The 12,486-nt window shown below is 63.7% G+C and carries 15 protein-coding genes; 9 read left to right on the top strand and 6 right to left on the bottom strand.

Annotation, left to right across the window (positions count from 1 at the left end; translation table 11 throughout):
- Positions 1-17: 17 nt before the first annotated feature.
- The gene (gene greA / locus AC3CB8_RS26835; RefSeq protein WP_023767588.1) at positions 18-491 is read left to right on the top strand and encodes a transcription elongation factor GreA; all 474 of its coding nucleotides are present in this window, start codon (positions 18-20) and stop codon (positions 489-491) included.
- A gap of 239 nt (positions 492-730) precedes the next feature.
- On the opposite strand, the gene waaC is transcribed toward greA, so the two are convergent.
- From waaC to rfaD, 3 genes are read right to left on the bottom strand one after another with little or no spacing between them, the layout of a single operon-like run.
- Positions 731-1,711 carry a lipopolysaccharide heptosyltransferase I gene (gene waaC / locus AC3CB8_RS26830; RefSeq protein WP_352564554.1) on the bottom strand — a complete coding sequence of 327 codons (981 nt, stop codon included), beginning with the start codon at positions 1,709-1,711 and terminating at the stop codon, positions 731-733.
- The gene (waaF, locus tag AC3CB8_RS26825) at positions 1,708-2,715 is read right to left on the bottom strand and encodes a lipopolysaccharide heptosyltransferase II (protein ID WP_352564556.1); all 1,008 of its coding nucleotides are present in this window, start codon (positions 2,713-2,715) and stop codon (positions 1,708-1,710) included. The genes waaC and waaF overlap by 4 nt, the downstream gene beginning before the upstream one ends.
- Complete coding sequence (gene rfaD / locus AC3CB8_RS26820; RefSeq protein ID WP_352564558.1) at positions 2,688-3,638, bottom strand: ADP-glyceromanno-heptose 6-epimerase; 951 nt, start codon at positions 3,636-3,638, stop codon at positions 2,688-2,690. Before rfaD ends, waaF begins: the two co-directional genes overlap by 28 nt.
- Positions 3,639-3,781: 143 nt before the next feature.
- Here rfaD and AC3CB8_RS26815 point away from each other — a divergent pair, with 143 nt between their 5' ends.
- The 6 genes from AC3CB8_RS26815 (at position 3,782) to gmhB (ending at position 7,939) form a co-directional block, all read left to right on the top strand.
- On the top strand, positions 3,782-4,018 hold the full coding sequence (locus AC3CB8_RS26815) for a type II toxin-antitoxin system Phd/YefM family antitoxin (RefSeq protein ID WP_352564560.1): 237 nt from the start codon (positions 3,782-3,784) through the stop codon (positions 4,016-4,018).
- Positions 4,011-4,418 carry a hypothetical protein gene (locus AC3CB8_RS26810; protein WP_352564562.1) on the top strand — a complete coding sequence of 136 codons (408 nt, stop codon included), beginning with the start codon at positions 4,011-4,013 and terminating at the stop codon, positions 4,416-4,418. Before AC3CB8_RS26815 ends, AC3CB8_RS26810 begins: the two co-directional genes overlap by 8 nt.
- A gap of 46 nt (positions 4,419-4,464) precedes the next feature.
- On the top strand, positions 4,465-5,097 hold the full coding sequence (locus AC3CB8_RS26805; RefSeq protein ID WP_023770213.1) for a LysE family translocator: 633 nt from the start codon (positions 4,465-4,467) through the stop codon (positions 5,095-5,097).
- 133 nt (positions 5,098-5,230) lie between these two features.
- Complete coding sequence (gene rfaE1 / locus AC3CB8_RS26800) at positions 5,231-6,724, top strand: D-glycero-beta-D-manno-heptose-7-phosphate kinase (RefSeq protein ID WP_352564564.1); 1,494 nt, start codon at positions 5,231-5,233, stop codon at positions 6,722-6,724.
- Between the two features lie 8 nt (positions 6,725-6,732).
- Positions 6,733-7,305: a D-sedoheptulose-7-phosphate isomerase gene (locus AC3CB8_RS26795; RefSeq protein WP_023781481.1), complete on the top strand. Its 573-nt coding sequence runs from the start codon at positions 6,733-6,735 to the stop codon at positions 7,303-7,305.
- Complete coding sequence (gene gmhB / locus AC3CB8_RS26790; RefSeq protein WP_023781482.1) at positions 7,298-7,939, top strand: D-glycero-beta-D-manno-heptose 1,7-bisphosphate 7-phosphatase; 642 nt, start codon at positions 7,298-7,300, stop codon at positions 7,937-7,939. Before AC3CB8_RS26795 ends, gmhB begins: the two co-directional genes overlap by 8 nt.
- 3 nt (positions 7,940-7,942) lie before the next feature.
- Here the strand turns inward: gmhB and AC3CB8_RS26785 are convergent, their stop codons facing one another.
- Complete coding sequence (locus tag AC3CB8_RS26785) at positions 7,943-8,737, bottom strand: glycosyltransferase family 2 protein (protein WP_023781483.1); 795 nt, start codon at positions 8,735-8,737, stop codon at positions 7,943-7,945.
- Positions 8,738-8,984: 247 nt separating this feature from the next.
- A complete protein-coding gene (locus tag AC3CB8_RS26780) occupies positions 8,985-9,464 on the bottom strand; it encodes an Lrp/AsnC family transcriptional regulator (protein WP_023770207.1) in 480 nt (159 codons plus the stop codon).
- A gap of 262 nt (positions 9,465-9,726) precedes the next feature.
- On the opposite strand from AC3CB8_RS26780, the gene trxB reads away from it, so the two are divergent.
- Both trxB and AC3CB8_RS26770 read left to right on the top strand, forming a co-directional pair.
- Positions 9,727-10,701, top strand: coding sequence for a thioredoxin-disulfide reductase (gene trxB / locus AC3CB8_RS26775; RefSeq protein WP_023770206.1), 975 nt, complete (start codon positions 9,727-9,729; stop codon positions 10,699-10,701).
- An 88-nt stretch (positions 10,702-10,789) separates the two neighbouring features.
- Positions 10,790-11,686, top strand: a complete 897-nt coding sequence (locus tag AC3CB8_RS26770; protein WP_023770205.1) for a LysR family transcriptional regulator — start codon at positions 10,790-10,792, stop codon at positions 11,684-11,686.
- 20 nt (positions 11,687-11,706) lie between these two features.
- On the opposite strand, the gene AC3CB8_RS26765 is transcribed toward AC3CB8_RS26770, so the two are convergent.
- Positions 11,707-12,204 (bottom strand): methyltransferase family protein, encoded by a 498-nt coding sequence (locus AC3CB8_RS26765; RefSeq protein ID WP_023770204.1) that lies wholly within the window; start codon positions 12,202-12,204, stop codon positions 11,707-11,709.
- Between the last annotated feature and the right edge of the window lie 282 nt (positions 12,205-12,486).

Raw genomic sequence — 12,486 nt, 5'->3', positions numbered from 1 at the left:
AGGAAAGGTCAGGCACTATGAACAAGGTCCCGATGACAGGCGAGGGGTTCGCGTCATTGAAGGAAGAACTGCGTTGGCGCCAGCAGGAAGAGCGGCCGCGCATCATCGAGGCGATCTCCGAGGCGCGCTCGCATGGCGACCTGTCCGAAAATGCCGAATACCATGCCGCCAAAGAGGCGCAGAGCCTCAATGAAGGCCGCGTCAACGAGCTCGAGGACTATATCGCGCGCGCCGAGGTGATCGACGTGACCAAGCTTAGCGGCGAAAAGGTCAAGTTCGGTGCCACCGTGGTGCTGGTCGACGAGGACACCGAGGAGAAGAAGACCTACCAGATCGTCGGCGACCAGGAAGCCGACGTGAAATCAGGCCGTATCTCGATCTCCTCGCCCATCGCGCGCGCGCTCATCGGCAAGGAAGTCGGCGACGCCATCGAGGTGAATGCGCCGGGCGGCGCCAGGGGGTATGAGATCGTCCAGGTGCAGTTCATTTAAAAACCGAAGACGAGGGCACGCCGCCTTTTCTGCCTCTGCTCGATTGCCAAATGGCGCGCCGGCCCCTCATCTGGCTGCCGCCATCTTCTCCCCGTAAACGGGGAGAAGGACGCTGTCATTTAGGGTTTCGCCAATCGCCGGCGTTGCGGGCCAGCTTCTTTCTCCCCGTTTAAGGGGAGAAATGCCCGGCAGGGCAATGAGGGGCGGCGGCGCCCTTCGGATCGAATTGATTGAATAAATCAATTTCCGCCGGGACCGGTCTGGCGAAGCATCAACAACCTCTCCACTTCCGCAACCACCTCAGCCGGCGTCACATGCGTCCCGGGCACGGCCAGCAACGTCGACGCATACGGCCCGCGCGGTCCGGTCAGACCCGGCTCCGTCGCCAGGAACACGGCGACCGTCGGCAGGTCGAAGGCGCTGGCGAGATGGGTCAGCCCGGTGTCGGCGCCGATGACCAGGGTCGAGCCGCCGAGGATGGCGGCAATGTCGGCCAGCGGTGACTTCGGCACCACGACCGTGGATGGCACGGCCTTGGCGATCGCTTCGGCCACCGCCTTCTCCCGTTCGTTCGACCAGGTTGTGAGCGGCGTCATGCCACGCTCGACCAGCAAGCGGGCGGTTCCGATCCAATCCTCGAGCGGCCATTTCTTGTCCTCGCGGCTAGTGCCGTGCAGCAGGAACGCGGTCCTGCCGTCGATGCCGTCGACCATGCTGATCGGCGCCACGATGCCGGAGTCGAGCGTCAAAAGGTCCGGCCGATAGCCGAGCGCCAGCCCGAACAGCCGCCGTGTCCGCTCGATGGCGTGCAGGTCGCGCGGCACCGCATAGGTGATATCATAGAACAGCGTCGCCGAGGGCTCGCGCACGCTCGACCGGTCGAAGCCGGCGATCGGCGCGCGCGTCTGGCGTGCCACCAGGGCCGACTTCAGCAGGCCTTGCGCATCGATGACGAGGTCGTAGCGGCATTCGCGCAAGGTTCGGCGCAAGGCCGCCGCCTCGCGCCAGGTGTTCGTGTGGAAGAGGTTCTTTCGCCAGCGCCTTATCGCCACAGTGTGGATGGTGCCAATCGCCGGATGCAGCGTCAGGATGCCGGCAAACGCCTCCTCCACGCACCAGTCGAAAGCGATATCGGGCCGTGCGCGGCAGGCATCTTGAAGTGCCGGAAAAGTGTGGATGACATCGCCCATCGACGAAGTCTTGACGATCAGCACCTTCATGCCGCGGCCGACACTTTCAGCAGGCGGTCCGCTGCCGCGGCGACCTGCCCGACTTCCAATGTCTTCAGGCAGTTGAGATGACCGAGCGGACAGATTTTCCGGTGGCAGGGCGAGCAGGACAGGCCGAGCCAGACCAGTTCGCGACGCTCGGCCAGCGGCGGCGTGTTTTCAGGCGAGGTCGAGCCATAGACCGCAACGATGGGTGTACCGACGGCGGCCGCGACATGCATCAACCCGCTGTCGTTGGAGACCGCGAGCCTTGCCGCCGCGATCAGGTCGATGGCATCCTCCAGCCGTGTCTGGCCGGCGACGTCGACGACGCCGGGGGCAAGGGCTGCGATCTCCGCGGTCACGTCGCGGTCGTTCTTCGAGCCAAACAGAGCGACATCGAGGCCCTTGGCCATGAATTCGCGGGCAAGGCCGGCATAGCTTTCGCTTGGCCAGCGCTTGGCCGGGCCGAACTCGGCCCCGGGCATCAGGGCTACGAATTTCCGCGGCGCCAAGCCGAAACGATCGAGCAGGGCGGCCTGGTTTTTCGCGTCGACGGTGAGCCGGGGTGCGCGGAAACCGCCACCCTGGGCGAGGCCGAAATAGGCCTGCGCGGTGCGTCGTTTCATGGCGTCGGGCAGCGGCACGATGTCGGTCAGGAGGCCGTAGCGCATTTCGCGCAAATGGCCGATACGGCGCGGAATGCGGGCAAAGAACGGGATCAGCGCCGACTTCCAGCTGCCCGGCAGGACATAGGCCATGTCGTAGCGGCCGCGCAGCAGACGGCCGAAACGGCGGCGATGGCTGAATTCGAGTGCGCCAGGCTTCAGCGGAAAATCGATCTGCTGTCGGATTTCGGGCATGCGCTTGACCAGAGGTGCCGCCCAGGCGGGCGCCAACACATCGATCGCGGCATCGGGATGGAGTTCCTTCAGCGCCGAGAACAGGCACTGCGCCATCACCATATCGCCCACCCAGCGTGGGCCGATCACGAGGATCGTTGGGCTTTCAGCCATTCGACATAGTCTCTGACGCCGGTTTCTACAGTGCGGAATTGCCCGTTATAGCCGGCCGCGCGCAAGCGGGACATATCAGCCTGGGTAAAACTCTGGTAGCTGCCCTTGAGGTGGTCGGGGAAGGGGATGAACTCGATCTCGCCCTTGCCCAGCGTGTCGATGACCGTTTCGGCGATCGCGCGGAACGGCTGGGCGCGACCGGTGCCACAGTTGAAGATGCCGCTGGCGCCGCGCTTCCACAGCCACAGATTGAGGTCGGCGACATCGCCGACATGGATGAAGTCGCGGCTCTGTTCGCCGGGACCAAAGCCGTCATAGGCGCCGAATAGCTTCGGGTTTTCACCGCGCTGGACCTGGTTGAACAGATGGAAGGCGACCGAGGCCATGGAGCCCTTATGCGCCTCGCGCGGGCCATAGACATTGAAGTAGCGCAAGCCGGCGACCTGCGAATGATCACTGTCGAAGACCGTGCGCCTGACATAGTCGTCGAAGAGCTTCTTGGAATAGGCGTAGACGTTGAGCGGCCGCTCCAGCGCCGGCTCCTCGCGAAACTCGGATCCGCCGCCATAGACCGAAGCGGAGGAGGCGTAGAGGAAGGGCACGCGCAGTGCTTGGCAGGCATGCAGCAGCCGTTTCGAATAGGCGTAATTCACCTCCATCATGAACTTGCCGTTCCACTCAGTGGTGGTCGAGCAGGCCCCCTGATGGAAGACGGCCTCGACACGGCCAAGAGTGCCGGCCTCCATGGGCGACAGGAAATCATCCTTGTCGAGATAGTCGGCTATCGTCAAATCGGCCAGGTTGGCGATCTTGTGGCCGTCGGTGAGGTCATCGACGACCAGTATGTCGTCATGGCCTTCCGCATTGAGCGCGGCGACGATGTTGGAGCCGATCATGCCGGCGCCGCCCGTGACGATGATCATGAAGGCCTCTGGTTGCGTGCGATTCCGGTCCTTATAAGGGAGGCTGGCCGGGCTGTCGACAAAGCAGGTGGCCGCTCGGGGCTCGCCTGCTCAGGCCTGTCTGTTTTGTCCATTTTGTCTATTGTGGGCAAACGGAGTTTCCAATGAAACACTATCCATCCACTGATCTGAAACAGAATCTCGGCGATGTGCTCGCGGCTGCCAGCCAGCAGCCGGTCTCCATCACTCGCCACAACAGGCCGAGATACGTCCTGATGAGCATCGAGGCCTACGAAGCGCGCTTCGGCAACGATAGCTGTCGCGTCTACGCGGCCGAGGACGCACCGCTGCAACATGTCGAGATGCTGGAGCAGTACGCCGCGGAATTGCACCGTGATTAAACCCGTGGCCGCGGACGTCTGGCGATATCCATATCTGTGGCATCGCCGACATGGAGACGGCGAGATCGAAGGCCGCAAGGCTAGGCCTGGCGCCTTCGTTGCCGTTCTTCCCGGAAAAGCCGGAGGCACGAACCTTTTCATCCTTGCAATCACCTCCACCCAGCCGGGCCGTGATCGCGTCGCAGTTGGCGTTCCGGAAATTGAACGCCGCCGCGCCGGCCTTGACCCTACCCCGCTTTGGGTCATAGTCGACGAGTACAACCACGATATTCTGGAATGGTCGGCTTATTCGAACCGGGTGCATGTATCGGCGCATTCAGTCCGTCATTCCACAAAAAGTCATGTCGGCTTCCATGGCAACTGTTCGCGCGGGCCAACCCAAAGCCATCCCACGGGCTGACTGAAAGCCCTGCAATCGGGCAGGGCAGGATCATGAGGGACAAGAAATGCCGCCGACCGAACTGCTGATCGCGTTTTTCGCCACCACGGCGATCTTCGCCTACATTCCGGGCCCCGCCATGCTTTATGCCGCCGCGCAGACCATGGCGCGGGGGCGCTGGTCGGGGCTGACGGCGGCACTCGGTATTCATCTGGGCGGCTATGTCCATGTCTTTGCCGCCGCCGCTGGCCTGTCGGTGCTGTTCCACGCCGTGCCGCCGCTCTACATGGCCGTCAAGCTGGTGGGCGCGCTGTACCTGATCTGGTTGGGTATCTCGCTGTTTCGCAAGCGCGTGGAGGGCGACGTGGCGCTGCCCGCGATCGAGCGGAAGTCGGCGCGGCGCGCGTTCTTCGAGAGCATCACCGTCGAGGTGCTCAATCCCAAGACCGCGATCTTCTTCATGGCCTTCCTGCCGCAGTTCATCGATGCCTCGGCGGGGTTCCCGGTCTGGGTGCAATTCGTGGTGCTGGGCACCGTCGTCAACCTGATGTTCTCATCGGCCGATGTCGTGTGCGTGTTCCTGGCCGGCCTGGTGATCGGCCGGCTGCGGCGTTCGAGCCGTGCGCAGCGGCTGATGCAGAGGGCAGGCGGCGCGGTGCTGGTCGGGCTGGGCGTCCACGTCGCCTTGCAGAAGGCCTGACCTGTCCGGTTTGCCTCCGCCCGGCGTTGCGCTGTGCCCAATTGCGGTATATCGGCAGGCATGACCGGCCGGCCTCGCAAATCTGGTGTTTCGACCTATCTGAGATCGGCGTTTCCCGCGCGTGGCAGATGACATGATCAAGCACAATCCGCCTTCACCCGAGCCCCTGCACCGCGCCATTGCGCGCTTCGGCGACGTCGCCGTGCTGGTGGTCGGCGACATCATCCTCGACCGCTTCGTCAATGGCGTCATCGAGCGGATCTCGCCGGAAGCGCCGATCCCGGTGCTGCATGGGCGTGGCGAAAGCGCGGCGATGGGCGGCGCCGGCAACGTCGTGGCCAACATCGTCTCGCTTGGCGCGCGCGCCATTCCGGTCTCGGTGATCGGCACTGATCCCGCCGGCGACAGTCTGGTACGGATGCTGGGCGAGCTTGGCGCCGAGACAGTGGGCCTTTCACAGCAGCGCGGCCGCATGACCTCGTCGAAGAGCCGCTTCAGCGCGCTCAACCAACAGGTGCTGCGTTTCGACGAGGAAGAGATCAAGCCGCTCGGCGAGGCGGAACGGGCGGAGCTGGTCCGCCGTTTCCGGGATGCATTGCAACATGTCGACATCGTCATCCTGTCCGATTACGGCAAGGGCATATTGCTGGACGGCGTCGCCGCCGAACTGATTGCCATCTGCCGCGAGGCGGGCAAGCCGGTGCTGGTCGACCCGAAGGGCCGCGACTACGCGCGCTACGCCGGCGCGACCGCCGTGACCCCCAACCGCAAGGAACTTGGCGAGGCCGTCGGCCATGCGGTGTTCGCCGATGACGAGATCGTTGCGGCGGCTCGGGAACTGATTGTGGCGCACGGCTTCGATTTCGTCCTCGCCACGCGCAGCGAGAAAGGCATGAGCGTGGTCGGTCCCAACGAGGCGAGCCACATCGCCACCCAGGCGCGCGAGGTGTTCGACGTCTCGGGCGCCGGCGATACGGTGATCGCGACCTTCGCACTTGCGCTTGCCGCCGGTGCCGATCCCGTCGCCGCTGCCTCCATCGCCAATGCCGCCGGCGGCGTCGTGGTTGGAAAACGCGGCACCGCGCGGCTGAGCGTCGAGGAACTCACCGGCGCACTGTTCCGCTCGCACGGACCCACCGCGCACAAGGACGCCATCCTGGACGCCACTTCGGCCGCGCGCATGGTGGCGGGATGGAAGGCGGAGGGCCTGAGCGTCGGCTTCACCAATGGCTGTTTCGACATCCTGCATGCCGGCCATGTCAGCCTGCTGCACGCGGCGCGCAGCCAGTGCGACCGGCTGGTGCTCGGCTTGAACAGCGATGCCTCGGTGCGACGGCTGAAGGGACCGGGCCGCCCGGTCAACGACCAGCATGATCGCGCCTGCGTGCTCGCGGCCCTCGCTTCGGTCGATGCCGTCATTGTCTTCGATGAGGATACGCCGCTGGCTCTGATCGAGGCGCTGCTTCCCGACATTCTGGTGAAGGGCGCCGACTACACGATCGACACCGTGGTCGGCGCCGATGTGGTGCGGAAGGCGGGCGGGCGTGTCGTTCTGGTCGATCTCGTCGCCGGCAAGAGCACCACTAGCACCATCGGCAAACTGCGCGCCGGCGGCGCCACCAACTGAGAGAATTCATGTCCGAATTGAACGACTATCTGGTCCGCTCGGCGGCCGCCATCACTGCCACGGTCGAGCGAGATCTGACCGGCGAAATGGATCGTGCGGTGAGTGCTGTCGTGGCGGCGCTTTCCCAGGGAAAGGCCTTGCTGGTCTGCGGCAATGGCGGCTCGGCCAGCGACGCCATACATATCGCAACCGAACTGGTCGGCCGCTTCCTGAAGGAGCGCAAAGCCTACAATGTGATTGCGCTGCCGGCCAACGCCGGGATGCTGACCGCCTGGGGCAATGATTACGGCTTCGACACGGTGTTTTCGCGCCAGGTCGAAGCGCATGGTGCCGCGGGCGGCGTGCTTTTGGCGATCTCGACCAGCGGCAATTCGCCGAGCATTCTCGCCGCTGCCGAACAGGCGCGCATGATGGACATGACGGTAATCAGCCTGACCGGCGATACCGGCGGCAAGCTCAAGCCGCTCACCCACATCCTGCTCAACGTCCCCTCGACCTCGACGCCGATCATCCAGCAGGGCCATCTGTGCCTCTATCACTATATGTGCGAGGTGGTCGAAGCGCGCCTGTCGAATGGCTGACAGGATCGGGAAGCCGCACCCGCTGACCGAACCGGGCCTGTGGGTGGAGCTGGTCGGCGGGCGGGTTTTCCCCGCGCGCTCGCCGGCGCTGTTCCTGGACCGTGACGGCACCATCAATGTCGACACCGACTATCCCAGCGATCCGGGCGAGATAGAACTCAGGCCGCGGATGCTGCCGGCGATCGCCGCCGCCAACCGGATCGGTATTCCGGTGGTCGTGGTCACCAATCAGTCCGGCATCGCGCGCGGCTATTTCGACTGGGGCGTCTTTGCCGCGGTAAACGGCCGCGTGCTCCATTTGCTGGACAGGCAGGGCGCGTTCGTCGACATGGTGCTGGCCTGCGCCTATCACGAGGCGGGCGTCGGGCTGCTCGCCATAACGGACCATCCGATGCGCAAGCCCAATCCGGGCATGCTGATCGAGGCGGGCAGGCGCCTTGATCTTGACCTCCAGCGCTCGCTGATGGTCGGCGACAAGCTGGCCGACATGCAGGCGGCCCAACGCGCAGGGCTGGCACAGGGCTGGCTGGTCGACGGTGAGGCGGCGCTTCAGCCTGGTTTCGCCATCAGGCGCTTGCATGACGACCACGATCTCGGCGGGCTGCTTGCCGCCATCGACGCGCTCGGATCGTAGGGCCTACGCCTTGTCGTTTTGCTGCAAGGCTTCGTAGAGCTTGGCTTCGGTGGCGAAGGAATAGATCATCACCGACATTGAGTAGACGAAGCCGTGCCGGCCGCACAGGAAGTAGCGCTTGGCCAGGTAGAATTTGAGGAAGTTGCCGAACGGCGACAGCACCAGCCGCACCAGGCCGGGCTTCTTGCCTCTCTCGACCAGGGTCACCGCCTTGAGGCTGGAATAGGTGTTGGCCCGGGCAAGATCCTCCTCGACCGATATTTCACGGCGATGCAGCAAGAGACCCTCTTCGATCGTGTCGGTCTCGCCCGGCACGTGAATGGATTCATGCACCCGCGCCGTTAGATCCATGCTGGCGCCTTCCCTACGGAAAAGCCTGAGCAGCCTGTTGTGCAGCACCCAGCGATGGGCGTAACCGTAGCCCTTCAGCCAGTCGCGGCGGCGCATGTACCATCCGCTGGCCTTGCCGCCGGCCGCCCCGGCGATAGCCACGATCGACTGCCGCAACCGGTCGTCGACGCGCTCGTCCGGGTCGATCGAAAGGCACCAGGGCTGGTTGGCGTGGTCGAGCGCGAATTGCCGCTGGCGGGGGAAGCCCGGCCAGTCATTGTGCAGCAGCGTTATCGGATAGCCCTTGGCGATGTAGCTTTCAACGCATTCGACGGTGCCATCGGTCGAGCCGGAATCGACGATGATGATCTCGGCACAGAAATCGATGCTTTCCAGACATGGGCCGATCATATCGGCTTCGTTCACGCAGATGATCAGCGCCGAGACCGGGCTTGCAAAACGGGTCATGGTCCCCTTCCCATGGCGGATTCTTCCCGGAGTATACGCTGCCGGCGGCATCTGTTCCCAAGCAATTCCGGGCGGCAAAACCGTTACACATTTTTGCTGGAATTGCTTGAAAAACCAATGAAGCGTCAGTTGAGCGGCGAATCCGGCAGAGCCGTCCAGCCTTGTACATCAGCGTCTTTCGAATACCAACGCGGCACCGGTGTGGCGAATGTCGGGAATCTGCCCATCGCGCAGGTTTTCGCCTGGCTCAGGATCGCTCGAACGATACCAGGCCCTCATCCTTGACGCGGCGGATGGTGAGCGCGGTGCGCACCGTGTCGACGTTCGGCGTCGAGGTCAGCTCCTCGATGACGAAGGTCTGGAAGGCGCCGAGGTCGCTCGCCACGCAATGCAGCAGAAAGTCGGATTCGCCCGACACCATCCAGGCATCGCGCACGATCGGCCAGCCGCGCGTGCGCTCGGCGAAGATGCGCAGTTCGGCATCAGCCTGGTGATGCAGTCCGACCAGGCAGAAGGCAACGACATCGAGGCCCAGCGCCGGGGCGTTGAGCAGCGCGCGGTAGCCGCGAATGATGCCGGCTTCCTCCAGCCGCTTGACCCGGCGCAGGCAGGGCGGTGCCGAAATGCCGACGCGGTTCGAGAGCTCGACATTGGTCATGCGCCCGTCCGACTGAAGCTCGCGCAGGATCTTCCAGTCGATGGCGTCAAGATCGGCCTTGAGGGGCATCAGGGTTCTCGATGATCAGTGGGCGCAAGAATCTTTCGCTATTTTGTAATTAAACGACTTTTGCGTCGAAGCCAGCCCTCGTCGACGCGATTGTGGACAGGTAACGAAAGCGGCCATCGCGCGAATATCCTTATGGGCCGAAGCTTTCCGGGGACGACGGTCCGTTCGTCTTGCTGGCGTGGTTGGCAGCCCTTACATTAAGCGCGATATTCCACGTCTTTTTTCCAAGGCACACTCGCTGTCCGCCCCGCAGAGGCTCCAAATGACCACCAAGCACGCGCCCGTCCTCATCATCGGTTCCGGTCCGGCCGGCTACACGGCGGCGGTCTATGCCGCGCGCGCCATGCTGAAGCCGATGCTGGTCGCCGGTCTGCAACAGGGCGGCCAATTGATGATCACCACCGATGTCGAGAACTACCCCGGTTTCGCCGATCCGATCCAGGGGCCGTGGCTGATGGAGCAGATGCTCAAGCAGGCCGAGCATGTCGGCACCGACATCATCAACGACATCATCACCGAGGTTGACCTCAACGTGCGGCCGTTCCGCGCCATGGGCGATTCCGGCACGACCTACACGGCCGATGCGCTGATCATCGCTACCGGCGCGCAAGCCAAATGGCTGGGCATCCCGACCGAGCAGGACTTCATGGGCTTCGGCGTTTCCGCCTGCGCCACCTGCGACGGCTTCTTCTATCGCGGCAAGGATGTCGCTGTGGTCGGCGGTGGCAATTCGGCGGTGGAGGAGGCGCTCTATCTGTCCAACCTCGCCAAGAGCGTCACCGTCATCCACAGACGCTCGGACTTCCGTGCCGAACGCATCCTGCGCGAACGGTTGTTGAAGAAGGACAATGTCCGCGTCATCTGGGACACGATCGTCGATGAGATCACCGGCCGCCCCGGCAAGGCACCGCTGCCGCCTTCGGTCGAAGGGCTGAAGCTCAGGCATGCCGTGACCGGCGCCGAGAGCCACCTCAAGATCGACGGCGTCTTCGTGGCCATTGGCCATGCGCCCGCGGTCGAGCTGTTCGCCGGCAAGCTGAAGCAGAAGCCGAACGGCTATCTGTGGACAGCGCCGGATTCGACGCGCACCGACGTGCCCGGCGTGTTCGCCGCCGGCGACGTGACCGACGATATCTATCGGCAGGCCGTGACTGCGGCGGGGCTGGGCTGCATGGCCGCGCTCGAAGCGGAAAAGTATCTGGCCAGCATCGAAGTCCATCGCGAAGCGGCGGAATAGGGCCGCCGCAGACTGTAAAAAACGGCTTAGAAACGCCGTGTAAAAGCCTGATTTTTCATTCAGACGCCAACCGGAACGAGGGGAAATCATGGCGTTGGACTGGGACAAGCTACGCGTGTTTCACGCTGCGGCGGAAGCGGGGTCGTTCACGCATGCGGCCGAGACGCTGCATCTGTCGCAATCGGCGATCTCGAGGCAGGTCAGCGCGCTGGAACACGATGTCGGCGTGCCGCTGTTCAACCGTCATGCACGCGGCCTGGTGCTGACCGAACAGGGCGAGATGCTGTTCCGCACGGCGCATGACGTGCTGATGAAGCTCGAGACCATCAAGTCGCGGCTGACCGAGACCAAGGACCGGCCGTCCGGCGTGCTCAGGGTAACGACCACCGTTGGCCTCGGCGCCGGCTGGTTGACCGAGCGGGTGCAGGAGTTCATCGAACTCTATCCCGAAATTAGCTTGCAGCTGATCCTCGCCAACGAGGAACTCGACCTCACCATGCGCCAGGCCGATTGCGCCATCCGGCTACGCCAGCCGCAACAGCCGGACCTGATCCAGCGCCGCCTGTTCACCGTGCATTTCCACCTCTACGCAGCCCCCTCTTATGTCGCCAAGCACGGCAAGCCGAGCTCGGTCGCGGAGCTGAGAACCCATCGCATCGTCACCTTCGGCCTGCCCGTGCCGTCGCATCTGTCGGAGTTGAACTGGCTGGAGACGGTCGGCGATTTCGAGAGCGGCCAGCGCGTGCCGTCGCTGCAGATCAACGACATCCTATCGATCAAGCGCGCCGTGCAGGGCGGCGCCGGCATCGCCATGCTGCCGGACTATGTGATCAGCAAGGATTCCGGCCTGGTGCAGCTGCTGCCGGAGACCGAAGTGCCGTCCTTCGACACCTATTTCGCCTATCCCGACGCGATGAAGAACCAGGCCAAGCTGCACGTGTTTCGCGACTTCATCATCGCCAAGGCCAGAAGCTGGTCGTTCTGATCCAAGTCGGGTCCGCGAGCCTATCCCTTCCAAGGTGTCATCCGCGGCAGCCAGCCCGGTACGTTGCGGCGGTAGGCCTCGTATTCGGCGCCATAGCGGTCGGCGAGCGTCGGCTCCTCGTAGAGCTTGACGAAGGTCACCATGGCAGCCGCCGCGATTGCCGCGTAGGCAGCGATCGACCAGCTTGAGAACAGCAGCGCCTGGCCCAGAATGATCGACAGCACGGCAACATACATGGGGTTGCGGACATGGCGGTAGATGCCGCCGATCACCAGCCTTTCGGTCGGCGCGACGGGGGCGGGTGTGCCCAGCCCCTCCAGCGCGAAGCGGGCGAAGGCATGCAGCAACACTGCGGCCGCGGCAATGACGAGCACGCCGCCCGTGAGAGCAAACAAGGGCAGGGGCGACCATGGCAGGCCCCAGCTATCGCTGAGCAGCCAGGGAATCAGCCCGGCGACAACGCCGGGAGCCGCAATCAGGAAAATGCCGCTGCCGGCGATCGCCGAAAACCTGCGCAATGGTCGATCCTCGCTTGAATGCCTTGGAATTGAACCGCCGCTGCCTCATTCAACATCATCAGTGTTTTTGGACGTTCGGGAGCAAAATCGGTCGGGATTGGCGTTTTCGAGACGACAATGACCCGAAATCGCGGCTCATTTTCACGATTCTGCTGGTCCTATTGGCTTCCGGAACGGGTTGGACCACAGCCTGTGCCTTTTTGCATGTGTGTGTTGCAAAATAGATGCTTGTTTCTTGGGCATGAAGAGCACATATTTAGATCATCTCCTGGACGCGTTCTC

The organism is Mesorhizobium sp. P160927, assembly GCF_057766385.1.
The sequence above is the reverse complement of the archived record's forward strand: the minus strand, read 5'-3'. Positions and strand labels throughout refer to the sequence as shown.